This is a genomic window from Streptomyces sp. NPDC002156, from assembly GCF_053593675.1.
Genome location: NZ_JBSFDA010000008.1, coordinates 59,684 through 84,638, shown reverse-complemented (window position 1 = coordinate 84,638; position 24,955 = coordinate 59,684). Strand labels below are relative to the sequence as shown.

At 69.0% G+C, this 24,955-nt stretch carries 18 protein-coding genes; 4 read left to right on the top strand and 14 right to left on the bottom strand.

Features of this window, described 5'->3' with window-relative positions:
- Window positions 1-9: 9 nt before the first annotated feature.
- The 8 genes from ACWCRB_RS06290 to ACWCRB_RS06255 form a co-directional block, all read right to left on the bottom strand.
- A complete protein-coding gene (locus ACWCRB_RS06290) occupies window positions 10-732 on the bottom strand; it encodes a hypothetical protein (protein WP_450994923.1) in 723 nt (240 codons plus the stop codon).
- Between the two features lie 1,136 nt (window positions 733-1,868).
- The gene (locus ACWCRB_RS06285) at window positions 1,869-2,312 is read right to left on the bottom strand and encodes a hypothetical protein (RefSeq protein WP_450994922.1); all 444 of its coding nucleotides are present in this window, start codon (window positions 2,310-2,312) and stop codon (window positions 1,869-1,871) included.
- Window positions 2,313-2,545: 233 nt separating this feature from the next.
- A complete protein-coding gene (locus ACWCRB_RS06280) occupies window positions 2,546-3,838 on the bottom strand; it encodes a beta-xylosidase (RefSeq protein ID WP_450994921.1) in 1,293 nt (430 codons plus the stop codon).
- Between the two features lie 275 nt (window positions 3,839-4,113).
- Window positions 4,114-5,877: an amylo-alpha-1,6-glucosidase gene (locus tag ACWCRB_RS06275; protein ID WP_450994920.1), complete on the bottom strand. Its 1,764-nt coding sequence runs from the start codon at window positions 5,875-5,877 to the stop codon at window positions 4,114-4,116.
- 90 nt (window positions 5,878-5,967) lie between these two features.
- Window positions 5,968-6,792: a carbohydrate ABC transporter permease gene (locus ACWCRB_RS06270; RefSeq protein WP_450994919.1), complete on the bottom strand. Its 825-nt coding sequence runs from the start codon at window positions 6,790-6,792 to the stop codon at window positions 5,968-5,970.
- Window positions 6,789-7,769, bottom strand: coding sequence for a carbohydrate ABC transporter permease (locus ACWCRB_RS06265; protein WP_450994918.1), 981 nt, complete (start codon window positions 7,767-7,769; stop codon window positions 6,789-6,791). The genes ACWCRB_RS06270 and ACWCRB_RS06265 overlap by 4 nt, the downstream gene beginning before the upstream one ends.
- Window positions 7,770-7,809: 40 nt before the next feature.
- On the bottom strand, window positions 7,810-9,054 hold the full coding sequence (locus tag ACWCRB_RS06260) for a sugar ABC transporter substrate-binding protein (RefSeq protein WP_450994917.1): 1,245 nt from the start codon (window positions 9,052-9,054) through the stop codon (window positions 7,810-7,812).
- A 179-nt stretch (window positions 9,055-9,233) separates the two neighbouring features.
- Window positions 9,234-10,292: a LacI family DNA-binding transcriptional regulator gene (locus ACWCRB_RS06255; protein WP_450994916.1), complete on the bottom strand. Its 1,059-nt coding sequence runs from the start codon at window positions 10,290-10,292 to the stop codon at window positions 9,234-9,236.
- 587 nt (window positions 10,293-10,879) lie between these two features.
- Between ACWCRB_RS06255 and ACWCRB_RS06250 the strand changes: the two genes are divergently transcribed.
- Both ACWCRB_RS06250 and ACWCRB_RS06245 read left to right on the top strand, forming a co-directional pair.
- Window positions 10,880-13,519 (top strand): cellulosome protein, encoded by a 2,640-nt coding sequence (locus ACWCRB_RS06250; RefSeq protein ID WP_450994959.1) that lies wholly within the window; start codon window positions 10,880-10,882, stop codon window positions 13,517-13,519.
- A gap of 107 nt (window positions 13,520-13,626) precedes the next feature.
- A complete protein-coding gene (locus ACWCRB_RS06245) occupies window positions 13,627-15,447 on the top strand; it encodes an RICIN domain-containing protein (protein ID WP_450994915.1) in 1,821 nt (606 codons plus the stop codon).
- Between the two features lie 90 nt (window positions 15,448-15,537).
- Here ACWCRB_RS06245 and ACWCRB_RS06240 read toward each other — a convergent pair whose 3' ends face one another.
- Genes ACWCRB_RS06240 through ACWCRB_RS06225 form a run of 4 tightly spaced genes read right to left on the bottom strand, consistent with a single transcriptional unit; the run spans window position 15,538 to window position 19,449 of the window.
- A complete protein-coding gene (locus tag ACWCRB_RS06240; RefSeq protein ID WP_450994914.1) occupies window positions 15,538-16,803 on the bottom strand; it encodes an FAD-dependent monooxygenase in 1,266 nt (421 codons plus the stop codon).
- A gap of 17 nt (window positions 16,804-16,820) precedes the next feature.
- Window positions 16,821-17,468: a maleylpyruvate isomerase family mycothiol-dependent enzyme gene (locus tag ACWCRB_RS06235; protein WP_450994913.1), complete on the bottom strand. Its 648-nt coding sequence runs from the start codon at window positions 17,466-17,468 to the stop codon at window positions 16,821-16,823.
- Entirely contained in the window at window positions 17,465-18,298 is an 834-nt protein-coding gene (locus ACWCRB_RS06230) for a fumarylacetoacetate hydrolase family protein (RefSeq protein WP_450994912.1), read from the bottom strand. Before ACWCRB_RS06230 ends, ACWCRB_RS06235 begins: the two co-directional genes overlap by 4 nt.
- Entirely contained in the window at window positions 18,295-19,449 is a 1,155-nt protein-coding gene (locus ACWCRB_RS06225) for a cupin domain-containing protein (protein WP_450994911.1), read from the bottom strand. The genes ACWCRB_RS06230 and ACWCRB_RS06225 overlap by 4 nt, the downstream gene beginning before the upstream one ends.
- A gap of 77 nt (window positions 19,450-19,526) precedes the next feature.
- Here ACWCRB_RS06225 and ACWCRB_RS06220 point away from each other — a divergent pair, with 77 nt between their 5' ends.
- Window positions 19,527-20,303: an IclR family transcriptional regulator gene (locus ACWCRB_RS06220; RefSeq protein ID WP_450994910.1), complete on the top strand. Its 777-nt coding sequence runs from the start codon at window positions 19,527-19,529 to the stop codon at window positions 20,301-20,303.
- Between the two features lie 17 nt (window positions 20,304-20,320).
- Here ACWCRB_RS06220 and ACWCRB_RS06215 read toward each other — a convergent pair whose 3' ends face one another.
- A complete protein-coding gene (locus tag ACWCRB_RS06215; RefSeq protein ID WP_450994909.1) occupies window positions 20,321-20,563 on the bottom strand; it encodes a hypothetical protein in 243 nt (80 codons plus the stop codon).
- A gap of 57 nt (window positions 20,564-20,620) precedes the next feature.
- Window positions 20,621-22,897, bottom strand: a complete 2,277-nt coding sequence (locus ACWCRB_RS06210) for an ATP-binding protein (RefSeq protein ID WP_450994908.1) — start codon at window positions 22,895-22,897, stop codon at window positions 20,621-20,623.
- Between the two features lie 531 nt (window positions 22,898-23,428).
- Between ACWCRB_RS06210 and ACWCRB_RS06205 the strand changes: the two genes are divergently transcribed.
- Complete coding sequence (locus ACWCRB_RS06205) at window positions 23,429-24,880, top strand: aldehyde dehydrogenase family protein (protein ID WP_450994958.1); 1,452 nt, start codon at window positions 23,429-23,431, stop codon at window positions 24,878-24,880.
- The last annotated feature ends 75 nt before the right edge of the window (window positions 24,881-24,955 follow it).

The window sequence follows — 24,955 nt, the reverse complement described above, 5'->3', positions numbered from 1 at the left end:
GGGATGGCCTCACGGGGCGATGGGGTCGTTCTTCTTGTCCGGGTGTGCCGACAGGACGTAGCGGGTGGCGGAGAGGTTGGACAGGCTGAAGAGCTCCATCAGCCGGACGGGGTCGGCGCTGTGACGCGCCTCGTCGACGATTCGGTCCACGCGCAGGCGGCCCGCGGGCAGGCCGACTCGCTGGAAGAGTAACTGGACCACGCCGACGCTGATCGGCGGGCCGGAGTCGTCGACGGCGGTGTTGCGGGTGACGAAGAGGTGGGGGTTGGAGCTGTCGGGCCAGCGCCGGTGGCGCTGGAGCTCCCACGCTGTGGCCAGGCGCAGTGTGAAGGCGTCGAGGTAGATGACGTGGTCCGTGCGTCCCGCCCGGCGCAGGCGCAGTTGGCCCTTGCTGCGGTCGAGGTCGGTTCGCCGGAGGTGGGTGAGCTGTCCGGGGAGGAGGGCGTAGATGGCGACGAGGGCCACCATGAGGCGGTCGCGCGGGTCGTCGAGGCGGTCCAGGAGACCGGCGATGCGGTCGGAGGGCAGAGCGGTCGGCACGGATCGGCTGCTGGTGAGGGAGATGCTGCGGGCCGGGTCTCGGAAAACGAGGCGTTCGCGTTTGAGGGCCCTGAAGAAGGAGCGCAGTGCGGTGTGCAGGCGGCGGGCCTGGTCGCCGTGGAGCGGGTCCAGGCGTCCTCGATGTGCTTCCTGGTGATCTCGCGGGGATCGGTGAGCCCGTCGGCGATCCACGTTTCGAGGGTGCCCAGGATGGCGCCGACGTAGTTCTCGACGGTCTTGGGGCTGCGGGTTCGGCTGGAGGTGCTGCCTTGGCCGAGGAGTACGTCGATGAAGGTGTGCACCGCGGTGGAGAAGGCCGGGCGGGCGATGGCGGCGGCGTGATGCCGGGCGCGGGCGATGCACGGGTCGGTGGGCGGTTGCGCGGCGAGCAGGCCGTGTTGGCGGAGGTAGTTGATGACGCGGGCGCCCTGGAGGTCGGCTCTCATGGAGGCCAGGGCCCGGATGTCGCTCTCCTGGATAGGAGCCTCGGCGCCGAGGTGCCCGGCCACGATGCGCAGGGTTCGGATGCTGCCGTTGAAGAAGTTGGTGTTCCATCCGCGGCCCCGCATGTACGCGGTGAAGTCGGTGACCAGGCTGTCTGCCGCAGCAGTGAGGGCGGGCGGCGTGCTGGTGTCCAGACGGGTCCAGTCCCGGGGCAGGTAAGGGAACAGTTCCAGCTGGGCGGGGTCCAGAAGGTGCTCGGATAATTGGCGTTCGGACTTGGCGCGGGCGCGGCGTCGTTTGAGGGCGAAGCGGCCTTGGAGCGTGGCGGTGCCGGGCAAGAGACGTCCGACCGCCAGTCCGGCGGCATGGGGGCCGGTGAACCACAGCTGATCGCCGTTCTTCATCGCGATCTGGGCGGTGTCGACCTCCGTTTCGGCGACGACGATCCGGCGCCTGCGGCACATCCCGGCGCTGAGCATCAGCGTGCGGTGGCAGCGGCCGCACTCGGCTTCGCTGCCGCCGCGCTTGCGCATCTGGTGGCACCAGTTGGTGCACGGCGCACACAGGACCCGGCGATCGTTCGCCCAGGCCAGACAATGTGTGCACTGTCCCCGCAGCTCAGGGTCCCGTTGTCCGTCCTGGCGGGTGGGGCCGGTTCCGCGCGGCGGGACCATCCGGCGTGGTGGGGGCGGTGCGAGGAGGCCTGCTCGGTCCAGGGCCTGTCCGAAGATCGGGCCGTTGTAGAGGAGGCCCTTCAGTGCCTCGGCGGCGACCTGGTGCCGGTCGGGGTCACGGGCGGCCAGCGCCAGGCGGGCGAAGCCTTCGAGCCTCCAGATCCACATGGTCCTGGCGCGTACCCGGCGCTCGTGGGCCATCTGCTGCAGTTACTCGGAGACGGCCTCGAAGCCGGGGATGTTGCGGTCGCCGATGCGGGCCGCGTGGGTGCGGGCGAACTGGCGGGCCGGGGTGGGGAAGAGCCCCAGTTGCCCGGGAACCTGGGGCGGGCAGATCCGGGGGTCATCGTTGACCTGCTCGGGGAGCCGAGCGCGTAACCACGAGGGGATGGCCGCTCGCCGTCCGGGCTTGGCTTGGGGCATGCGCAGCGGCCTCGCCTCGGGCAGGGCGACCCCGTCGATGTCCAAGGCGAGCTGACGCGGCCGGCCCGGGGTAAGAGCTTCGTCGTGGAGCTCGCCCCAGGCCCAGGGGTCGTCCTCGCCAAGGCGGACTGCCAGCAGGCAGGGCGCGCACACGCCCGTCCGCGTCACCGGCACGGTCCAGGCGCAGCGGCGGCACGAAGCCTCGCTCCAGCCGTCCCGGCCCGAGGGCACGCGGATCCACGCCCACGCGCACCGAGGGCACATAGCCTTGCCGTTCACTCTCCCCCAGCCCGCGCACGTCCCGCACGACCCGAGCAGCCCAAACTCCCTGATCACCGGTCGCCCCGGTCAGTTCGGCGGCAGCGAACGCCGGGCTCCACCGCTGCCCGGCCGCGGAATCGAGCGTGCGGGCCCGCTCTCGCCGACGGCGCGCTGCTCGGTCTCCGGGCGTCCCTCGACCGCCGCTACCGGTTCGGCTTCTGGTACTGCATCCCGTCGGCGGTACTGAGGTTCGTGTCGTCCAGACACTGACCGCTGTGCTGGACCACCGCGACGGTGGAGACCGTGATGTTCGACGGCTGCAGCAGGGTGACGGTGTAGCCGTCGTTGGCGTCCGTCCAGGGCACGCTCACCGAAGCCGAATTGCTGCCCACCGTCAGAAGCTGGTCGGAGACTGTCACCAGCCCGGACACGGCTCCGCCGCCGTTGTTGGGTATGCGCTGGACGACCGCGCGGACCCGGCCGTTCTCCACAACCGACGTGGTGTCGAGACGGTTGAGGTTGACCGTGACCGTCCCGGTGTTGCCGTTGTTGCCCAGCAAGATCTTCGCGTTCCGCGCGGAGTTGTCCTTCGTCGCCAACCCGTCCGTGTTCGTACCGGGCGTGAAGTTCACGATGTTGCCGGTCTGCGAGCCGTAGTAGCGATAAAGGAACCACTCCCCCAGCGGCAGGTACTGGCTGCCGGTCTTCGTCAGCAGCCTGGCCGCGTTGTCGTGCAGACCGCTCCCGGAGGCCCAGTTGGCGCGCAGACCGTCCGCCCCCGCCCGCTCCAGACGGGAGATGTACCAGCCACCACGGCCCGGGGTCTGCTCGTTCGTGTTGCCGTACTCGTTCACCTGGAACGGACGGCTCGTCGTCATCGACCGGGCCGACAACTTCGAGCGCACGGCGTTGGCGTCGGAGACCGGGTCGCCCGGCAAGATGTGCCAGCTGTAGATGTTCGGCTCGACGTTGTTCGCCTTCACGTAGTCGAGATACGTGTCCCACCAGCCGGAAGCGGCCCCGCCGGGGCTGCGGTAGGTGCTGGGGTCGACAACGACGGCCCCTGGGACGGCCACCCGGATCTTCTGGTACGCGCGCTTCCACATCTCCAGGTACTGGGCATGTGTACGCCCCCAGAAGGGGCCGTTGTCGGGCTCGTTCCAGATGTCCCACTGGACGGTCATGTTGTTCGCCCGCACGTCCGCGATGAGCTGGTCGAGGAAGGCGTCGAACCTGGTCCAGTCCCCGTTGTCACCGGGCCAGCCCTGGCTGGTGGTGCTGTCGGCGCCCCACAGGTCGTGCGGCAGGATGACGAAGGTTCCGCCGAGGGCCGCGGTGCGCCTGTACTGGGCGAGGGTGGAGTTCCAGCGGGTCTGGTAGGCCGCGAGGCTGGTGCCGTAGCCGCCGTTGTTGAGCTGGGCGCCGCCGGCCCGCATGAACTTCCACTTGATGTCCTTGAAGAAGTGGTCCTGGGGCAGCGACCCGTCCGAGGTCATCCCGTAGATGATCCCCGACGCACCGTAGGCGGGGCTCCGCCGGCGTTGGAGAAGTCGACGGCGACGGTGGCGTCGACGGCGTGCGCCGACGGGCTGGGCAGCGCGACGGCGGCGACCGATACGCAGAGCGCGGCGAGCACGGTGGCCGTGCGCGGGCGGATTCCCGGATGGGGAGGTCTGCTCGTGCGTCCGGGCAGGGGAAGGGGGCGGGGTACGTGTATTGCGGGTCTCCCGAGGTGGGTGGTGCTGCCTGGGCCGGCTGCCCAGGTGGTTTCTCAACCGCCCATGTGTCCGGCGGACGGCGGTGTGGTGCGCCGCAGCTCGTGGGCCTCGGCGAGGAGGAGGTAACTGCTGGCGGTCCAGGTGTAGGCGCGGTCGCGCAGCCCCGTGCCGGTCAGGGCGTCGAAGTTCTCCGCGAAGCCGGAGGTCTCGCACAGGGCGCGGAAGCGTGCGCTGATCTCGTCCGCGAGGCGGTGCTGGCCGGCGCGGCGCAGGCCGTCCTCGACGAGAACGGTGGAGGGGGCCCAGATCGGGCCGCGCCAGTAGCCGTCGGCGAGGTAGTGCGGTGACGCGGGCAGTTCGGTGGCCAGGCCGTAGCTGGTGAGGTGGGTCTCGATCCTGGTGGCCAGGGTCTTGGCGACGTTCTCGGGCAGGTGTTCCCCCAGCACCATCGGCATCAGGTCCAGCAGACTGGACGTGCTCCAGGTCCGCGTGGTGTGGACGCCGCGGGCGACGAACCGCTCCCCCGTCCACAACTCGTCGAGCATCGCGGCTTGTGTCTCGTCGGCGGTACGGGCCCAGTGGCGGGCTTCGTCCGTGAGGCCCAGTTCGGTGGCGAGTTCGGCGAGTTCACGGAGTTGCAGGATGAGGAAGGCGGCCAAGTCGGCGGTGACGATCACGCGCTCGGGGTCGAAGGTGGTGGCGTTGTCCCAGCCGCTGTCGTTGCCGTGCTGGTAGTGGGGCAGGGCGGCGCCCGGTGCGCGGCGGGCGGTGAGCCAGAAGTCCGTCCACCGTGCCAACCTGCCGTAGATCTGCCCCAGTTCGGTCCGGCCGAGGGGCTCGGGGAGCCGTCTGCGCAGTTGGGACAGGGCCCAGCCGTGGATCGGGGGTTTGACGAAGTTGTAGAGGACCTCCGAGTGGGTCACCGAGTCGGGCAGGGCGCCGGCCTCGTCCTGGTGGTCAAACGGCAGCAGGAACTGGTCCAGGGCGAGAGCGGGCGCTCCGGGTGCCAGGGCGAGGGAGTTGAAGCAGTGGTCCCAGCTCCAGACCTTGTCCATCCAGTGCTTGGACATCAGCACCGCGGGCCGGGTGACAAGGGCCGCCGGACGGACCGTCGCCGACCACAGGACGTACGCGGCGAGTTCGGCGGCCGGGGTACCGGACGAGCGCCAGGGTGCCACCTCGTCCGCGAAGCCGGCGAAGTCCTGTTCCACGGCCCGCACGACCTGGTCGAACGTCTGCGTGGAGGCGTAGGGGCGTCGTGCGCAGCTCAGTTCCTCGACGGCCGCTTCCCAGACTCCGCCGGCGTCCGGGGTGATGGTGATGCCGCGCTCGCCGCGGCCGAGGGCCTGGCTGCCGGACACCTCGGTGACGGCGCCCGACAGCACGGTGATCCGGTAGCGGCGCCCGGTCTCGTACGAGGTGAACACGTGCGCCCCGTCCACCGGGTCACGGTAGAAGTAGGTGCCCGTGAAGGGGGTCAGGACGTCCGCCGCCGCGGTGACGCGCATGCCCAGACCCTGACCGCGCAGCCGGACGGTGTCCGGCGACTCGTAGGCGAGGCCGATGTGTCCGCCGTCGTGGACCCACTCGAGCAGGCTCGGTATCGCCTGGACGCGGGGCTCGGCCCGGTCGCCCGTCGCCGGGTCGAGAGGCACGAACCGCAGGACGGCGTGCATGCCGTTCTGGTGCGAGACGAGGTGGAGGTCATCGGCGCGCGTCTTCTCCGCGAGCACCGGAGAGATTCCGAACCAGGAGCCGTGTGTGCTGAACGGGACGTCATGGAGGGAAAAGGCCGGGCCGGATCGGGCGGCGGTCATCAGGCGATACTCATTTCTTGGGCAGTGATCGGCTGCTCTGCGGCAGTGGTCTGAGCCAGGGACGGTCAACGGTGGGGGCCGGTCCGGGACTCAGTCCTTGACGGCTCCGGCGGTGACGCCGGCGGCGACGTAGCGCTGGGCCAGGACGAGGATGACCGCGGCGGGCAGCGAGGCCACGACGGCGGTGGCCATGATGGCGTTCCACTCCTGGTTGTTGTTGCCGATGTACTGGTAGATGCCGAGGGTGATCGGCTGATGGGCGCCGCCGGCCGCGAGGGTGCTCGCGAAGACGAAGTCGGACCAGGACCACAGGAACGCGAACAGCGACACCGTGACGACGGCGTTGCGGCTCATCGGCAGCACGATCGACCAGAAGGTGCGCAACGCACCGGCGCCGTCCGTCTTCGCGGCCTGGAGCAGCTCACCGGGGATGCCGGACATGAACGCGGTGAAGATGAGCACGCCGAACGGGACAGCGAGGGTGGAGTCGGCGACGATCAGGCCGGGGACGGACTGGAGCAGGCCGAGCTGGAGGTAGATGGCGTAGAAGCCCATCGCCATGATGATGCCGGGGATCATCTGCGCGGCCAGCAGCACGAAGTTGAGGATGCCGCCGCCGCGCGGGCGCAGCTTGGCCAGCGCGTAGCCGGCGGGCGCGGACAGCGCCACGGTCAGGACGACGGTGCCGAGGCCGATGACCAGGCTGGTGCCGAGGTAGGGCAACTGCTGGTCGAACACGGCACGGTAGCCGTCCAGGGTGGCGTTGGTGGGGAACAGGTCGGGCGGGCTCTTGCGCATGTCCTGGTCGCGGGTGAGGGACACGTTGAGCATCCAGTAGACCGGGAACAGCATGACCGCGGTCAGCACCAGGCCGAGCCCGGTCTTCCACCACGCAGTACGCGTACGGGAGTTCATGACATCCTCTGCTTCCGCTCGGCCCGCAGGTAGATGAGGCCGAAGACCAGGGCGGCGACCACCAGCAGGTTGCCGACCGCCGCGCCGGGGCCGAAGGCGGGCAGCAGGTTGCCGAAGCCGAGCTGGTAGGACCAGGTGGCGAAGGTGGTGGACGAGTCCGCCGGGCCGCCCTTGGTCATGATCCAGATGATGTCGAAGACCTTGAGCGTGTAGACGAGGCCGAGGAGCAGCGTGATCGCGGACACCGGGCGCAGCAGCGGGAACGTGATGCGCCAGAACCGCTGCCAGGCGTTCGCACCGTCGAGCGCGGCGGCCTCGTAGAGGCTGGCGGGGATGGACTGCAGGCCGCTGTAGAGCACGACCAGGTTGAACGGGACGCCGATCCAGATGTTCGCGATGATCACGGACGGCAGCGACCAGTCCGGCGACGTCAGCCAGTTGACCGGCCCGATCCCGACGGCGCCCAGCGCGGAGTTCACGATCCCCGAGTCGCTGTTGAGCATCCACGACCAGGTGGACGCCGACACGATCAGCGGCAGCAGCCACGGTACGAGGAACAGGGCGCGCAGGGTGGCGGAGAGCCGGAAGTGCTGGTTGAAGAAGACGGCCAGGGCCAGTCCGATGCCGTACTGGAAGACCAGGCACACGACCGTGAACACCACGGTGTGCAGCAGCGCGGGCGCGAACGTCGGGTCGTCGAAGACGGCTTTGTAGTTGTCCAGGCCCGTGAAGGGGGCGTTGCCCTGGACGAAGGAACGGACGGTGTAGTTCCGCAGGCTCAGATCGAGGTTGCGGTACAGCGGATAGGCGTAGAAGACGGCGAGATAGAGGGTGACCGGGGCGAGGAAGGCCCAGGCGGCCCACTGTGGGGAGGTGGGACGGCGCCGGGTGGCGGTGCGGGCCGGGAGCGGGGCGGTGTCCGCCCCGTTCCGGTCGCGCACCGGCCGGTGGTCCGGCAGGTGTGTCGTGCGGTTCATCGAGGAGCCCCGGGTCGCGGTTGCCTGACGGGTTGACGGTTTACTTGACGGCGGCCTGTGCCGCGGTGAGCGCGTCCTTCGGCGACTGCGACCCGCTCAGCGCGGACTGGACCGCCTTCCACAACTGCTCGGAGATCTTGGGGTACTTGGTGCCGAGGTCGTCGCTGGTACGTCCCTTGGCCGCCTTGACCGCCTCGACCCAGGGCTTCAGCTCGGCGTTGGCCGCGACCTGCTTGTCCTGCACCTCGGCCGTCGGCGCGACGTAGGAGAGCGTCGTGTCGGTGGCGAGGAGGTTGTCGGTGCTGGTCAAGCAGGTCACGAGCTTCTGCGAAGTGGCGTAGCGGGCGGTGTCGCCCTGGACCGGGACCGTGACGAACTCGCCGCCGGTCGGAGCCGCCGCGTTGCCGCCCGAGGCCGCCGGGACAGGGATGACCCCGTACTCGAAGCCGGCCTTCTCGGCGTTGGCGAGCTGCCAGGTGCCGTTCTCGCTGAACGCGTAGTCGCCGGTGGCGAACTCCTGCCAGCTGGTCGTCTGGGTGTTGTTGATGACCGAGTTGGGGGCGTACCCCTTGTCCAGCCAGCCCTTCCACAGCGACAGCGCGGACACCGCCTCGGCCGAGCCGACGTCGGTGAGCTGCGCGCCCGAGCCCCAGAACCAGGGCAGGAACTGGAAGCTGCCCTCCTCGGTCCCGATCGCCGAGAACGTGATGCCCTTCTTGCCGGCCTTCTTGACCTTCTCCAGCGCCGCCGTCAGCGAGTCCCAGTCCTTGACGGAGGCGATGTCGACGCCGGCCTCCTTCAGCACCGCCTTGTTGTAGTAGAGGGCGAGGGTGTTGGCGCCGACCGGGGTGCCATAAGTCTTCCCGCCCGTCTGGCCGGCCCCGAGCAGGTTGGGGTCGACGGCCGAGGTGTCGATCTTGTTGTCGTCGGTCGTGGTGAGCAGGCCCGCCTCGGCCAGCGTCGACACCACGGGGTTGTCGACGATGAGGACGTCCGCGGAGTTGTCCTGCTGGGCGGCGAGCAGCGCCTTGTTCGTCAGGTCGCTGGTGTCGAACGCGGTCCGCTTGATCTTCACCCCGGCCTTGGTGCCGCAGTCGTCCAGCAGCTTGGCCCAGGGCGAGCCCTTCGCGAACTGCGGGTAAGGGTCCCAGATGGTGTACGTCCCGCTGTCCTCGGCCTTGGTGGAGGTGCCGCCCGAGTCGGAGGAGCACGCGGTGGAGCCGGCGGCGACGGCGACGACGGTCATGGCTGCGGCGGTGAGACGCCGTCTGCTGGAGCTGTTCATCGGGTGATCCTTTTGATTTTGGACATAGATATGGATACAGACATGGACATGCCAGGATTGCCAGAGGAGTGGCTGAGCCGGGCGAACGGCGCGCGCATCGCGAAACGGCCGGTCGGACGGTGACAGGGCAGGAGGGGAGCGGGATTCGCCGAGGCGGAGGGGTTGCGGACGGCAACCGGTCAGGCGGTCGAGCCGGAGCCGGGCGCCCCGTGCGGATCCGCCGGTGAGCCGGAGCCGACGGGCCCGGTGCTGGCCCGGAGGGAGATCGGCGGGGCAAGCAGGTGGTGGCGAGGCGGCGCGTCGGGGTGGTCGAGCCGCTCGACAAGCAGGTCGACGGCCAGCTGCCCCATCTGCTCCGCCGGCACGTCCGCCGCCGTGAGCTGCGGGGTCACCGTCTCGGCCCATCGGGCGGCGACAACTCCGCTGACGGAGAAGTCGCGCGGCACATGGCGGCCCGCATGGGCCAGGCCCCGGTAGAGGCCTCCCAGCGCGGCCTCGTTCAGCGTGACGAGGGCCGTGGTGGCGGGTTCGTCGTGCAGGATCCGCTCCAGGCATGCCTGGCCCGAGGGGGCGTCGTCCGCGCAGTTGTACGTGCGGACGGTGAGCCCACGCTCCGCGGCGGCCTTGGTGAAGCCGTCGAGCCCCCGGTGCGCGGACTCGTACCCGGCACGCAGAAGCCGCTCGGGCCGGTTGACGAAGGCGACCCTGCGATGGCCCAGGTCCGCGAGGTGGTGGACACAGGCCGCCGCCAGCGCGGTGTGGTCCAGGCCCACCCACCAGTCGCCCTCCGGCCGCGCGGTCCGGCCGATGCAGACGGCGGGGAAGTTCTCGGCGAGGAGGTGGTCGACCCGGTCGTCCTGAAGCCTGATCTCCATCAGGATCGCGCCGTCCACCCGCCGCTCGCCCAGCAGCCGCTGAAACGAGCGGTCGCTGTCCACACCGCTCGGGGAGAGCAGCACGTCGTAGTCGTAGGCCGCGGCGGCCTCGACGACGCTGCCGATGAAGTCCAGCTGCATGCCGGTGTAGTGGTTCCCGGCCGGCGGGAAGACCAGACCTATGGTGTTGGTCCGGCCGTTGGCCAGGGCCCGCGCACTCGCGTTGGGCTGGTAGCCCAGCTCGTCGATGACCCGCTGGATCTTCTGCCGGGTGTCCTCGGACACAGGGCGCTTCCCGCTCAGGGCGTACGACACGGTGCTCCGCGAAACACCGGCCCGCTTGGCGATCTCACCGATGTTCATGGAGCCTCCTTCATCAAAGTCATCGAACCGGTTCGCCGCTCCCGGGAGGGAGGGATCGCACAGGCCGGGCATCACAACGTGCGAATCTATCGGCGATCCCGGTTGTCGAACCGGTTCGCGTGAAGGGAACGTAAGAGGTGACCGCGCGGCTGTCAATGCCTTGCGCACACTTCCCGAAACACGCCGGAAACCGACAAACGAGGGCCGCGAGTACCTCCGGACCCCCGCGTGTACCGCTTTCACCAGGCAGATCGACTCTTCGCGCCCCTCGACGCGCCCGAAACCCACCCGCACCGGACGAGGAAATATGTCGGGAGTATTGCTGACCCGGATCACCGGTGCTAGCTTCCGGCGAACCGGTTCGACAGATACGGGCGGACAGGAAACCCACTGGTCCACCGCCGGAGCGGCTCCCCCCTGCGACAGCGAGCCAGACAGTCCCCTCCATCATCGAACCGGTTCGACGCTGCGATCGCAGGTGTCTGCGACCGCCGCGCCATCCCCTTCTTTGCGCCCTCATGGACACGACGGAGACTTCAGTGCGACGCAGGAGAAGAACAACAGGAACAGGCGCCGCGGCGCTGGCGGTGGCGATCCTCGCCGCAGCGCTCGCCACCACCGGCACGGCCGGGGCGGCGGATCCGGAACGCCTCGTCGTGGACCTCGCCACCGACACCGGCCCCTTCCACGGCGGTGCCTCCGGCTCGCTGTACGGCGTGTACGGCGACGGAGTACCCAGCCGCAACCTCATCGAGGGCATGCGTCTGCGCACGGTGTCGACGAAGGCACAGGACGGCCCCCAGCATCCGGGCGCGGACGCCCTGGAGATGCTGCCGCCGTTCGTGGACTCCGGCGGCAAGGACGTCTACATCTACATGACCGACATCTACCGCGGCTTCCCCTACCAGTGGCCCGGCGCCGACGGTCCGGCGAAGCTCGCCGACTTCAAGGAGAAGATCAAGAAGCAGGTCCAGCAGGTCCTGACCCTGGACGCCAAGTACCAGGACCACGTCGTCTACGTACCCTTCAACGAGCCCGAGGGGAACATGTTCGGGACCGGGGAGTGGAGCTACAACAAGGTCTCCTGGCTGAACGATCCGCAGTACTACTTCGAGGCCTGGAAGGAGGTCTACCACCTCATCAAGGGCCTCGACCCCGACGCCCGCATCGCCGGCCCCAACACCAGCGTCCTGTACAACCAGGTCAAGGGCTTCCTGCAGTACGCGAAGGCCAACGACGTCGTACCGGACGTGATGAGCTGGCACGAGCTGTCCAGCCCCGCCGCGGTCCGCACCAACGTGGCCAAGTACCGGCAGATGGAGCAGGACGTCGGCGTCGGCCCGCTGCCGATCAACGTCAACGAGTACGGCCACAACTACCACCTCTCCGTCCCCGGCCAGGTCGTCCAGTGGGTCTCCGCCATCGAGGAGTCCAAGATCGACGCCGACCTGGCGTACTGGAACATCGACGGCAACCTCAACGACTCGGCCGTGGAGGCCAATAAGGGCAACGGCCAGTGGTGGCTGTTCAACGCCTACGGCCAGATGTCCGGCCACACGGTGGAGGTGACCGCCCCGCATCCCAACCAGCAGTACACCCTCCAGGGCGTCGCCACCCTCGACGAGGACAAGAAGCAGTCCCGGGCGCTCTTCGGCGGCAAGAGCGGAGCTGCCGACATCGTCTTCGAGAACATCGACCCCGAGCTGTTCGGCAAGACCGTCCACGCCACCGTCCAGGAGATCCCCTGGACCGGCCAGGTCGGCGACTCGGCCCAGCCGCTGCGGCTGGCGGACCAGGAACTCGCGGTCGGCGCGGACGGCTCGGTGAAGCTGCCGATGACCGGCATGAACGAGATGTCGGCGTACCAGGTCATCCTCTCCCCCGGCGGCCACGGGGGCATATCGGCCGAGCCGTCGGTGAGCTGGCGGCAGACGTACGAGGCGGAGAACGCGACCTACACCGGCGGCGGTTACTCGAAGAACGGCCCCGAGGGCACACCCTCCGACGTGGGCAAGTTCGCCACCTCGGGCACCTACAACGTGGGCGGCCTGCGCACCGGTTCCGACGGTGTGCTCGCCTTCGACGTCGAGGTCCCGCAGGACGGGACGTACGACCTGAGCGTGTTCGCCAACTCCTACAACCTGTACGGCCTGGTGAAGGAGCAGGGACCCACCAACGTCTTCCTGCGTGTCGACGGCGCCGATCCGCAGGAACTGCGGCTGCCGCTGGGCTACAAGTGGGTGGTCTGGGGCCACACCGACACCACGGTGGAACTCACCGCCGGAAAGCACACCATCACCCTCGCCGCCACGGACGCCGACCTAGGCGTCACCAAGGGCGATGCCATCATCGACAAGATCGACCTGGCGCTGCGCGACGCCCGCGTGACCGCGCCGGCCGTCTACGAGGCCGAGTACGCCGCCCTCTCCGGAACGCGGCCCGGCTACACCCGTCGCGGCGCCTCGGGGCCCGGCACGGTACCGCTGGCCAAGGGCGACTCCGCGACCTTCTGGGTCCACTCCCCCGCCGACCGTGAATCGACCGTGACCGTCGACCACTTGGGCGGCGGCCGGGCGACCCTGTCGCTGAACGGGGAGAAGCTCGACGTGCCCAAGGTCGAGGGCGAGAAGAAGGGCAGCGACAGCGTCCGGCTGTTCCTGTCCGGCGGCATCAACAAGATCACCGTCACCGGTGCATCCCGCGAACTGGTGCTGGACCGGCTGCGGGTCGCTCCGTCCAGCGGCGCACTGACGACCAAGGTGTATCAGGCGGAGGCGGGCACGCTGACGGGCGCCGCGAAGGTGACCGACGCCTACACCTTCGCCACCGGTGGCAAGGCGGTCACCGACATCGGGGACGGCAGGGCCAACGCCCTCACCGTCGACGTCGTCGCCGGGAAGGCCGGGCGGCACGCGGTGACGATCCGCTACTCCAACGCCGAGCAGGCGCCCGCCACCCACTACAACCCCGACCCGATCGCCCGTCACGCCGACCTCTCGGTCAACGGCGGTCCGATCCACCGGGTGCTGTTCCCGACCACCTTCCACTTCAACGACTTCCGGGAGCTGACCGTCCCGGTGACGCTCAAGAAGGGCACGAACCGGCTCACGTTCACGGCGGAGGAGCTGCCCGACTTCAACGGCGACACCTACAACCAGCACAACCAGCGCTCCCCGTACGCACCGGTCATCGACCGCATCGCCGTCACCCGCCTCGCTCAGAAGTAGCCCTCGGACATCCCGGGACACATCGGGGGGGGCACAGATGTGTCCCGGGGCTACCGTCCACCCGGGCCTTGGGGCCCGGGGACACCCCGACCTTGGGAGAGCCGCTCATGCACCTGCGCCTGCCACGTCTGCTGCCCACAACCGCCGTCCTGCTCGCGACCGTGGCGGCGGGCCTGCTGCCCGCCACCGCGCGCGCTGCCGACACCAGCGTCACGGTGGACTTCGCCACCGCCGGAGGCGCCCCCGCCTACCGTGCCTCCGGAATCATCTACGGGATGACCCCGGACGGTTCGCTGCCGCAGGACCACTTCTTCAAGGACATCAAGTGGCACTACATGCGAGCCGGTGGTGCCCAGCTCAACAACGGCGGCTACGCCGCGAGTCTCGCCGCCTACCAGACCCGCTGGAACGCCACCCTGGCCCAGTACAAGCGCACTGTCGCTCTCGGCGGAACGTTCGTCCTGCTCCCGCACGACCTGTGGGGCGCCGACGGCACCACCAGCCAGGGCTGGCCCGGTGACAACGGCGACTGGACGCAGTTCGACAACTTCGTCACCCAGCTCATCAACGACGTACGCGCCAACAACATGACCGTCCAGTGGGACCTGTGGAACGAACCCGACCTCAGCATCTTCTGGGGCGCCTCGCAGAGCCAGTACCTCCAGATGTGGTCACGGTTCTACGCCCGGGTACGGACCGCGTTCCCGAACCAGCTCATCGTCGGCCCCAGCACCGCACACCAGCCGAACTCCGCCAACACCTGGTGGACGACCTTCCTCACCCACGCCAAGACCAATAACGTCGCGCCGCACATCTGGAGCTGGCACGACCTGCCCGGCGACCCGGTCGCCGACGTCGGCCGCGCCAACTCCACCCTCGCCGCGGCCGGCCTGGCCAACACCCGTCCCTACCAGATAAACGAATACGCCCCCCTGTCCCAGCAGAACCCGGGCGGCGGGGCCTGGTACATCGGCCGCCTGGAACGCGCCGGTGCCGACGGACTGCGCGCCAACTGGGCCTCGGGCCGCAACCTCCACGACTACGAGGCCAATCTGCTCACCAAGAACAGCGCCGGCCAGTACGTACCGCTCGGCGAGTGGTTCATGTACCGCTACTACGGCTCCCAGACCGGCAACATCGTCAACCTGATCCCCGGCCCCGGCACCGACGGTCTGGCCACCAAGGACAACTCCGCCAATAACGCCAAGATCCTGCTGGGCAGCAGCGGCAACACGGGGACGGTCACCGTCAACCTCACCGGCCTGAACACGACACCGGTGGTGGAGAGCGGCCGGGTCCGGGCGATCGTCCAGCGTGTCCCGTACAACAGCGGGGCCGCGGTGACCGGCCCGGAGACCGTCTCCGACGCCACCCTGAGCGTCAGTGGCAACGCCGCTTCCCTGGCCATCCCCTGGTCGAACGCCCAGGACGGCTACACCGTCACCCTGCTACCACCGTCGAACACCACCGTCTCCACGGTCGCCGTCAGCCAGAACAGCGTCCAGTGCCTCGACGACACAGACCTCAGCACCGCCAACGGCACCCAGTACCAGCAGTACTACTGCGAGGGCGGCTACCAGCAGATGCTCGACCTCAAGCCGGTCACCGGCCGGACGAACACCTACACGGTCGTCAACGAGCACAGCGGCAAGTGCCTGGACGTCGCGGGCGCCGCCACCGCCGACGGCACCGCCGTCGGTCAGTACACCTGCAACGGCGGCACCAACCAGATGTTCACCCTCAACCCCGTCACCGCCCTCGGCAACAGCCACGACTACCAACTCGTCGCCGTACACAGCGGAAAGTGCATCGACGTCTCCAACGTCTCCACCGCGGCCAAAGCCCTGATCCACCAATGGACTTGCGACCCTGCGAGCGCCCTCGGCACCAAGAAGAACCAGATCTGGCGGCTTCTGGGCAAAGCCTGATCTTCACTGCTGGTGACAGGTGGTCGGCGCAGACCGACAGCTTCGTGCGCCGCGGGATCCGCGTCCCGCGGCGTACTGGTCATGTGAGTCTCAGACCTCGGCGGAACCCAGTGGGATGGCCGTGAACATCTCCGGCTCTTGGTCGGGAGTCAGCGCGGTGGGGCCGTAGACCCAGTCCATGAAGGTGTAGTCGTAGATGTCGCGGGAGCGCATCACCGCATTGCGCTGCTCCCGCTGTTCCCCGACGTGGTGCCACAGTGCGCCCCATGAGCGTGCAGTGAGCACCACTCGGCGGCAGTGTTCGGGGCGTACGGCCTCGTAGGCGGCGAGTGCCTTCTCCCAGTCGACACCGGACGCCTCCTGGGACCGCTTCGCGTGCTGCGCGGCGACGTGCTGTGCCAGTACCCAGCCGTCCTCGATGGCCATGACGGCACCCTGGGCCATGTACTGCAGCGGCGGATGGGCCGCGTCGCCGAGCAGGGCGATGCGTCCGGCGACCCAGTTCATGATCGGATCGCGGTCGAACATCCGCCACCAGCGGTCTCGCCACATCAAGGGCAGGCCCTTCTGGACCTGGTCGCACGTTCCATCGAAGGCCCGGTCGAGTTCGTCCGGGGTACCCCAGTCCTCCTCGCCGGCCAGGGCCTTCGGCGACTCGAACACCGCAACCTGGTTGAACATCTCGCCGCCGCGCAGCGAGTACTGGACGAAGTGGCAGCGTGGCCCGACGTACAGCACGACGTCCTTCTCGTGCACGTCGTTGGCGCGCACCTGCTCGAAGGGAACCGCACCACGGTAGGAGACGTACGCCGAGTTGACAGGCTCGTCGTCGACGAGCAGTGTCCGCGCGACCGAGTGGAGCCCGTCGGCGGCGAGGACGACCTCGGCCTCGTCGGTCCGGCCGTCGGCGAAGGTGATGCGCGCTCCGCCCTCGATGTTCTCGTAGGCCACGCAGCGCGTGCCGGTGACCAGCTCCACACCGGCCCGCTCGCAGCCGCGCAGGAGGACACCATGCAGGTCGCTCCGGTGCATCACGAGGTACGGGGACCCGTAACGGCGTTCCATGTCCTTGAGGTCGACCCGGGTGAGTTCCGATGCGTCCAGGGCGTCCTTCATGACCATGTGCTCGGGCAGCACGCCGAGTTGGACGGCCTCGTCCAGGAGTCCGTAGTCGCGCAGGATCCGCGTGCAGTTCGGCGCGAGTTGCAGGCCCGCGCCGACCTCGCCGAACTCGGGGGCCTGTTCGTAGAGGCGGACCCACAGCCCCTGGGAGGTGAGGGCCAGCGCTGCCGACAGGCCGCCGATTCCGCCGCCGACGACGAGAACGTCGGGGCGGGGTGAGTCTGTGGTGTTCATGTCTCGCTCCCGCGTGGTCACAGCCATGGCGTCAAGGGTTCGGCCGGGGAGCCGTTGTCGGTCGTCACGCCGGTGTACGGGCGGCCCGCCAGGTAGGCGGTGATGTCGGCGTCGCTGCCCTGGACGGTGGGGACAGTGTCGCTGCCGCGCTTGCCGACGATGTCGTGGCGCAGTTCTGCGAGGAACTCCTCGGGCAGGTCGGCGAATCGGATGCCGGTGCCGAGGTCGACGGCATGCACCATGACTTCCCTGGTGCGCATCCAGGGGATCTCACTGGCCAGAACCGTCCGCCCCTGGGCGGTCACTACCTCCGCCCGCCACTGATCTTCGGTCAGTTCGGCCATCGCGTAGGCCAGGAGCTGCGCCGAATCCTCGAACCAGGCGGTGAGCCATGCGGCGGGCAACTGCGCGCCCGACTCGATGTCCGCCAGGCGCTGTTCCGGCGAGCCGTACATCGGGGTGGGCTCACCCGTGCGGGCCCAGTGCATGAGGTTCCTGAGGGCCCGGGCGTTGGCGGCCACGTGGGCCACGACGTGCTTGCGGGTCCAGCCGGGGAGCAGCGAGGGCGCGTGGTACGCCGCCTCGTCGAGGTCGGCGACGGCCTTGCGGCACAGGTCGGTGCCCTGGGCCACCCAGGCCAGCGTCGTCCGGAGGGTTCTCATCATGCCCCCTCGGAGACGACGCGGTTCGCGAGTCGGCCCAGGCCCTCGATCTCGGTGACGATGGTGTCGCCCTCGTGCAGGAACACCTGGGGCTTGCGGGCGTGGCCGACGCCGCCGGGGGTGCCGGTGGCGATGATGTCGCCGGGGTTGAGCCGGATCATCGTGGAGACGTAGCGGACCAGGTGAACCGGGTCGAAGAGCAGGTCGCCGGTGTTGTCCTGCTGCATGACCTGCCCGTTGACCTCGCAGCGGATGTCGAGCGCGGGGCGCGGTCCGCCGACCTCGTCGGTGGTGACGAGGAACGGGCCGAGCGGGGTGGTGGAGTCCCAGTTCTTGCCCTGCAGCCACTCGCGGGTGCGGAACTGCCAGTCGCGGCAGGTGACGTCGTTGAGGACGCTGAAGCCCGCTATGGCCGCCTCGGCCTCTGCCTCGCTCGCGCGCCGGACCTGGCGGCCGACGACCACGGCGAGTTCGGCCTCCCAGTCGAACTGCTCGGTCTCGACCGGGCGTCGGACGTCGTCGAGGGCGCCGACGAGCGTGTCCGCGAACTTGCAGAAGAGAGTGGGGTATTCGGGCAGGTCCCGGCCCATCTCCTTGATGTGCTTCTGATAGTTCAGGCCGACGCAGACCACCTTGGTGGGGCGGGGGACGAGCGGGGCGAACTCGGCGTCGGCGCCCGCGTATCGCCGGCCGTCGGCCGCCGACGCGGATTCAAGACCGCCGGGGGCTGCCAGTACGGCGCCAACGTCGGGCAGGCCGAGGTCGACGAGGGTGTCGCCGTCGACGCGGACGGCGGTGGTGCGGTCACCGAGACGGATGGTGGCGAGCTTCACGCGAGGTTCTCCTCGATACGGGTGCGGAACAGGTTGAGCTTGGTGAACAGGGGGGCGTCGCTGAACTGGAACAGGTCCAGCGCGCCGGAGTCGGAGTCGGACGGCGACGCCTCGGACCGGATCGACAGGGGCTGCCACGACGGGACCACGAACAGGTCGCCGCGCTGGACCGACCAGGAGAAGTCGCCCACGGTCACCCGGCCGGTGCCGTCGAAGACCTGGTAGACCGACGAACCCGTCTCGCGGCGCGGAGCGATCTCGGCGCCACGGACCAGACGGTGGAACTGGGCTCGGATGGTCGGCAGGACGTCGCCGGCGGTGGTGGGGTTGGTGTAGCGCACCAGCGCGTGACCGGGACCGACGGTGCCGGGGTGGCCCGCACGCTCCAACTCCAGTTGGCCGGTGAGGGCGGCGTCGGTGTCCGCCCAGCGGTAGCGCAGCAGCGGTGTGCCCTCCCTACGTCCGAACTGCGAGACCGGCACCAGCCCCGGGTGGCCCCACAGCCGCTCCGAGCGCGATCGGTCGGGCGTCGCGTGCTCCTCCTCGGACAGCTCGTCCCGGCCGAAGTCGAAGAACTGCGCCTCGACGTCGTACTGGAAGGGGATGTCGAGGCCGTCGATCCAGGCCATCGGCTCGTCGGCCGAGTTGTGGTGGGCGTGCCAGTTCATCCCGGCCTGCGGCAGGAAGTCACCACGGCGCATGGGCACCGGATCGCGCTCCACGACGGTCCACACGCCCTCGCCCTCGACGACGAACCGGAAGGCGTTCTGGGTGTGCCGGTGCTCGGGCGCGTTCTCGCCGGGCATCAGGTACTGAATGGCCGCCCAGAGGGTCGGCGTCGCGTAGGGCCTGCCGCCCAGACTCGGATTGGCCAGGGCTATGGCCCGCCGCTCGCCGCCGCGGCCCACCGGCACGAGGTCGCCGGACCGGGCGGCCAGGTCGAGCAGTGTCTTCCACTCCCACAGGTGCGGCTGCGCCTTCGACCTGGGGTGCTCGGGCATCAGGTCGCCGATCCGGGTCCACAGCGGCACCAGGAGTGCCTTCTCGAAGCCTTGGTAGAGCTCTACGAGTTCGGGAGTGACGGGCGGCTGGTCCGGCCGGTCCTCGGCGGTGAGCGAGACGGGGGAGACAGTGTTGTCCTGGTCGGTCATGACCACACCGTGCTCCGCAGACCCTCGACTGGAACAGTAGATTCTGTCTTGCGGAACAACGGTGAGAGGTGGTCGTCGTGGCCAAGTCAATGAAGAACCCGCCGGCGTACGGCGTTACGAGCGTGGACCACGCGCTGCAGCTGGCGGTGATTCTGCAGGTGGAGGGCCCCATCACGGTCTCCGAGGCCGCCCGGCGACTCGGCGTGGCCCGTTCCAGTGCCCATCGTCTGCTGTCCACGCTGGTGTACCGCGACTTCGCGGTGCAGAACGACGACCGCAGCTACCGGGCCGGACCGGTTCTGGAGATCGCCGCCAAGGCCCAGTCGAACGTAGGAGCCCTCCGGACCGCCGCCCTCGGCCCGCTGCGCACCCTCGTCGACACCCTCGACGAGACGGCGAACCTCACCATCCGCACCGGCCGCACCGCGAGGTTCATCGCCTCGGTCGAGTGCACGCAGGCCCTCCGGGTCGGAAACCGCGAGGGCATGGTCTTCCCCGCACACCAGGTGAGCGGGGGGCTGGTCATGCTCGCCGCCCTGGCCGACGACGAACTGACCGCGCTCTACGCGCACGCCCCCACCGACGGGTCCGAGGAGCACCCGGATCTCGCGGAGCTGCGCGGCGAGCTCAGAGCCGTCCGGAGCAGTGGCGTCGCCGTCAACCTCGAACGTTCCGAGCGAGGGCTCGTCGCCATCGGGCTCGGAGTCACCGATACGAGCGGCGCCACGATCGCCGCCGTGTCGGTGTCCATGCCGAGCGTGCGGTACTCGCCCGACCGCGTGAAGGAGATCGTGTCGGCTCTGGCCGTGGCCGCTGGCAGGATCTCTGCCGAGATGCATGAGGGAGGGCGGTGAAGCACATCGGTCAGAAGTCATCGGACGAGGTCGGCCGGCTGCGATGACCAGTGCCGCGTCGTCGGCCGGCGGCTCGGGCAGCAAGGTGGCGAGGACCGTACAGCCAGGTCGAGGACCTGTGGGCGCAGCTGGAAGGGTACGCCGTCGGCGACCTCAGTGACGCCGAGCGCGCCGAGACGCCAGCCGTCCTGGACCAGCTGGAGCGCAACCTGCTGCACCACGCCGGCGAGGCCGAACCGGTCCTCTGCGACGACACACACGGGGCCACCGGCCGGTGGCCCCACGGCGTCACCATGACGGCTCGCCGGCCGGCTCCTTCAGAGTGAAGCGGGCACGCCGGACGCCGCCCCCGCCACCCAGGCGGCTACCTGCGCCCGGGAGGAGAACTCCAGCCTGGCCAGGATCCGTTCGATGTGTCCGTCCACCGTGCGGGTGGACACCACAAGCCGCTCGGCGATCTGGCGATTACTGAGGCCCTCGGCGACGAGTCGGGCGACCTGTTGTTGCCGTGGGGTCAACACCTCGACCGTCGTCGCGGGTTCGGGTGTGGCCACCGCTTCGGGGCCGTTCAGCGCATAGGAGATGGCCTGCCGTCGGTCCATACGACCGCCCTCGTCAAGCCTGGCCCGCAAGGCCTCGGCGCCACCCAGTCTGCGTTGCAGTTCCTCCTCGCACTGGGTGTGGTAGCCCGCCAGGTGCGGTCCGAAGGCAGTGAGTGACGTGCCGATCACACCCCAGATCGACTGGATCGCACCGAGCAGACGAGCCGCGTGGTCGTACTCCGCGTTCGTCGTGGCGACCCATGCGAGGAGTTCGATCATGACCGCGGCGCCGACATGGTCGTTGAAGCCACGCTGGATCTGCAGACCCGCGCGGGCCGCCGACTTCGCCTGGTCGGGGTCACCGTTCAGCCAGGCGTACAGAGCCAGCGCGTACAGCGCTCGTGCCCTGGCCCACTGCTCGCCATTGCGCTCACTCACCGCGATCACCTGCCGGGCAGCCTGCTCGGCCTGGTCGTCCTGGAGCAGAGCCCGGGCGATGGCGGTCTGGAAACCGTTGAAGAGCATGCCTTCGACGTCTCCCGACTCCGCGAACCGCGCAGAGGCGGCATCGAAGTGGCCGAGGGCAGCACGGAGGTCCCCGCGGAAGAAGGCGACGGTACCGCTGAGCGAGCGCGTCATGCTGAGCGAGACCTCATCGCCGAGCGCTCCGGCCAACTCGTCGCATTCCGCCAGTCGTACCTCGGCGGCGGAGTCGTCGCCCTGGAGCAGTGAGACCCATGCCGCCACCCAGAGTGCGGTGGCCCGCTCGGGCAGTCGTGGTGCGTCGAGCGCGAGAGCCAGGTCGAGCCAGCGCCGCCCCTCGCTCAGAGCTCCGTCGGCACACCAGTGATGGCGCAGCGCGGACACCATGGACAGGGCGCGCCGGGTCCGACGCGTGCTGATGCACCATTCCAGGGCCGATTCCACGTTGCCGCGGTCGGCGCGGAGCCTGGCCAGTCCGGCTTCCTGGCCCGGCCCGCTCCAATTCGCCGCTACCTGAACGGCCAGTGCTCCGTAGTATTCCTGGTGGCGGTCTCGCACAGTTTCCACGTTCTCGTGGGTCTTCAGGCGCTCTCCGGCGTATTCCTGGAGGGTCATCAGCATACGGAAGCGCAAGTGCCCGCTTCCCTCGACGGCCTGGATAATCGACTGGGCGACCAAGTGATCCGTGAGGTCGAGAATTCGCTCACGGGGCAGATCGTCGCCGGCGCATATGTGTTCGGCGGCCTGCAAGTCGAATCCGCCGGAGAACACCGAGAGGCGGGTCCACAGCAATTGTTCCTCGGGCGTGCACAGGTCGTAACTCCAGTCGATCAGCGCGCGGAGTGTGCGCTGACGGGGAAGTGCGGAACGGCTCCCGCTGGTGAGCAACCCGAATCGGTCTGTCAGCCGTTCGACCAATGCGTCGAGGTGCAGCGATCGCAGCCGTGAGGCGGCCAGCTCGATCGCCAGGGGGATGCCCTCCAGCTGAGCGCAGAGCCGGGCCACTGCCGGGCTGTTGATGTCGTCCACGACGAACCCGGGCGTGATCGCCCTTGCACGGTCCACGAGGAGTCGCACCGACTCGTACCGGGACAGCACCTCCACGGAGGACTCGGTGTCGGGGTCGGGAACCGGCAACGGCAGAACCTGATGGACGTTCTCCCCGCCGATGTCCAGGACTTGTCTGCTCGTCGCGAGAATCCGCACGTGTGGACAGCCCCGCAGCAGCCGGTCGAAGAGCACGGCGCAGGCCTCGACGAGATGCTCGCAGTTGTCGAAGAGCAGTAGCGTCTGCCGGCGGCCCAGGTACTCGATCAGCCGGTCCGCCGCCGGCCGGTTCGAGGAATTCGCCACTCCGAGAGCGGTTGCCACGGCGTGCTCGACGAGTTCGGGCTTACGGACGGCCGCCAAGTCGATCAGCCAGACCCCGTCGGGGAACGCCGAACGGGCCGCGATTCCCGTCTCGACCGCCAGCCGGCTCTTCCCGACGCCACCAGCTCCGGTCAGCGTCACCAGACGGACCGATCCCAGCAGCCCGCGAACCTCCGCCAGTTCACTGCGGCGTCCCACAAAACTCGTGACGGCGTTGGGAAGGTTTCCCGAACCACCCTCAGGTATCTCATCCACCATGAATTCCAGATTCTCTTCTGAGAGCCCGGCCGTTACTCGAATTCGGCGGAGTGCCCCCGTCGAATTCCATGCGACTCTGACGCACTCCGGGTGCTGGCACCCGGGTTTCCTCCATTGATGCCGTGCCGAGTAAATGGGCGAGATGTGAGGCCGAGCTGACCCAATGCCGCATGATGCGGATTTGTGCCCCGAACATTGAGACGCTAACAGGTGGTTTTCTGTCCACGCAACCATCAGGAGCGTAGATACTGCGCGCTTCGGCGCGGCTCGCACGGGCACGGGCGAAGCGGGTGCGGACACCGTGCGTGCCGGCCGGAGCCGGTACGAGCGCCCCGCCCTCGTCGGGGGCCGGGCGGGCGGGGGTAGACCTGCGGGACCTCGCGAAGGGGTGGTTCTACCCGTATCCCCGGAGCCTCACCGGGGTTGAGATTGGCCCTCGGTTCGAAGTGAGGAGGACCCAACGTGACGACGATGCACGTGGGAGCCCGGCCCGCGGTTGCCCCAGGCAGGCTGTTCATCGGCGGTCGATGGGAGCCGGCAGAGGCAGAGGCCATCAGGGAACTGGTCGATCCTGCGACCGGGCAGAGGGCGGCGACCGTCGCCGAAGCCGGTGCCGGCGACGCCGGACGTGCGGCCGCCGTGGCGTTCAAGGCCTTCGAGGAAGGTCCCTGGCCGCGGATGAGCCCGCGTGAGCGGGGGCGCATCCTGATGCGCGCCGCCGAGTTGCTGCGGCAGCACGCCGAGGAGTTCGCCCTTCTGGAGAGCTTCAACGTCGGAAAGCCGATCACGCTCGCCCGGCGGGTCGACATCCCGATGGCGATCGAGACCTTCGAGTACTACGGCAATCTCGCAGCAGGCATCGAAGGCGCGGTCCGGACGCCTGCCGCCCCCGCTCTGGCGTACACCCGGCGGGAGCCGATCGGTGTGGTCGCGGCGATCACCCCGTTCAACTTCCCGCTCGTACTGTCCAGCAAGAAGATCGCCGCGGCCCTTGCCGCGGGAAACACCGTCGTACACAAGCCGGCCGCAGAGACCCCGCTCACCGCTCTCCGGCTCGCGGAAGTACTCCAGGAAGCCGGTCTGCCGGACGGTGCCTACAACGTGGTCACCGGGGATGCGGAAGCCGGACAGGCGCTGGTGTGCGATCCGAGGATCGCCAAGGTGGCGTTCACCGGCTCGACCGTCGTCGGAAAGAGAATCGTGGCCCAAGGGGCCGAGACCCTCACCCGGGCGACCCTGGAACTGGGCGGGAAGAGCGCGAATCTCGTCTTCGCCGACGCCGATCTGGATGCCGCCGTGCCCACGGCGGTCAAGGCGTTCACCTTCAACACGGGACAGTTCTGCATGGCGGGCAGCCGGCTTCTCGTCGAGCGGCCCGTCTACGAGGAAGTGCTCGAGCGGCTGAGCGCGGCCTGTGCGCAGATCAAGGTCGGCGACCCGCTGAGCGAGGAGACCATGGTCGGGCCCCTGGCGGGCCCCGCTCACCATGCAAAGGTCGTCTCGTTCCTCGAACGGGCCCGGCGCGAGGGGATCGGTGTCACCAGCGCCGAGTGCCCGGACGGGCCAGGCTTCTACGTCGCCCCGGCGGTGCTCACCGGCGTCGACCAGCAATCGGCCTACGTCCAGGAAGAGATCTTCGGGCCGGTCCTGACCGTCCAGCCCTTCGACACCGAGGACGAAGCCGTGCGGATGGCGAACGGAACTCCCTACGGCCTCGCCGCCGGCCTGCAGACCCGGGACGTCTCCCGTGCGCATCGCGTCGCAGCGCGCCTCGAAGCGGGAACGGTGTGGGTCAACACGTGGGCTGCCATGGACATCTCCATGCCGATAGGTGGCTACAAGCAGTCCGGTTATGGACGGGAAAACGGTCCCGAGGGCTTGGACGAATACCTGCAGACCAAGTCGGTCATCGTGGCCCTGTAGGAATCGACCGAGAAAGAGAAAGGCATCATGCATTCCACTACAGCGGCCATAATCGAAGGCCCGGGTGCCCCGTTC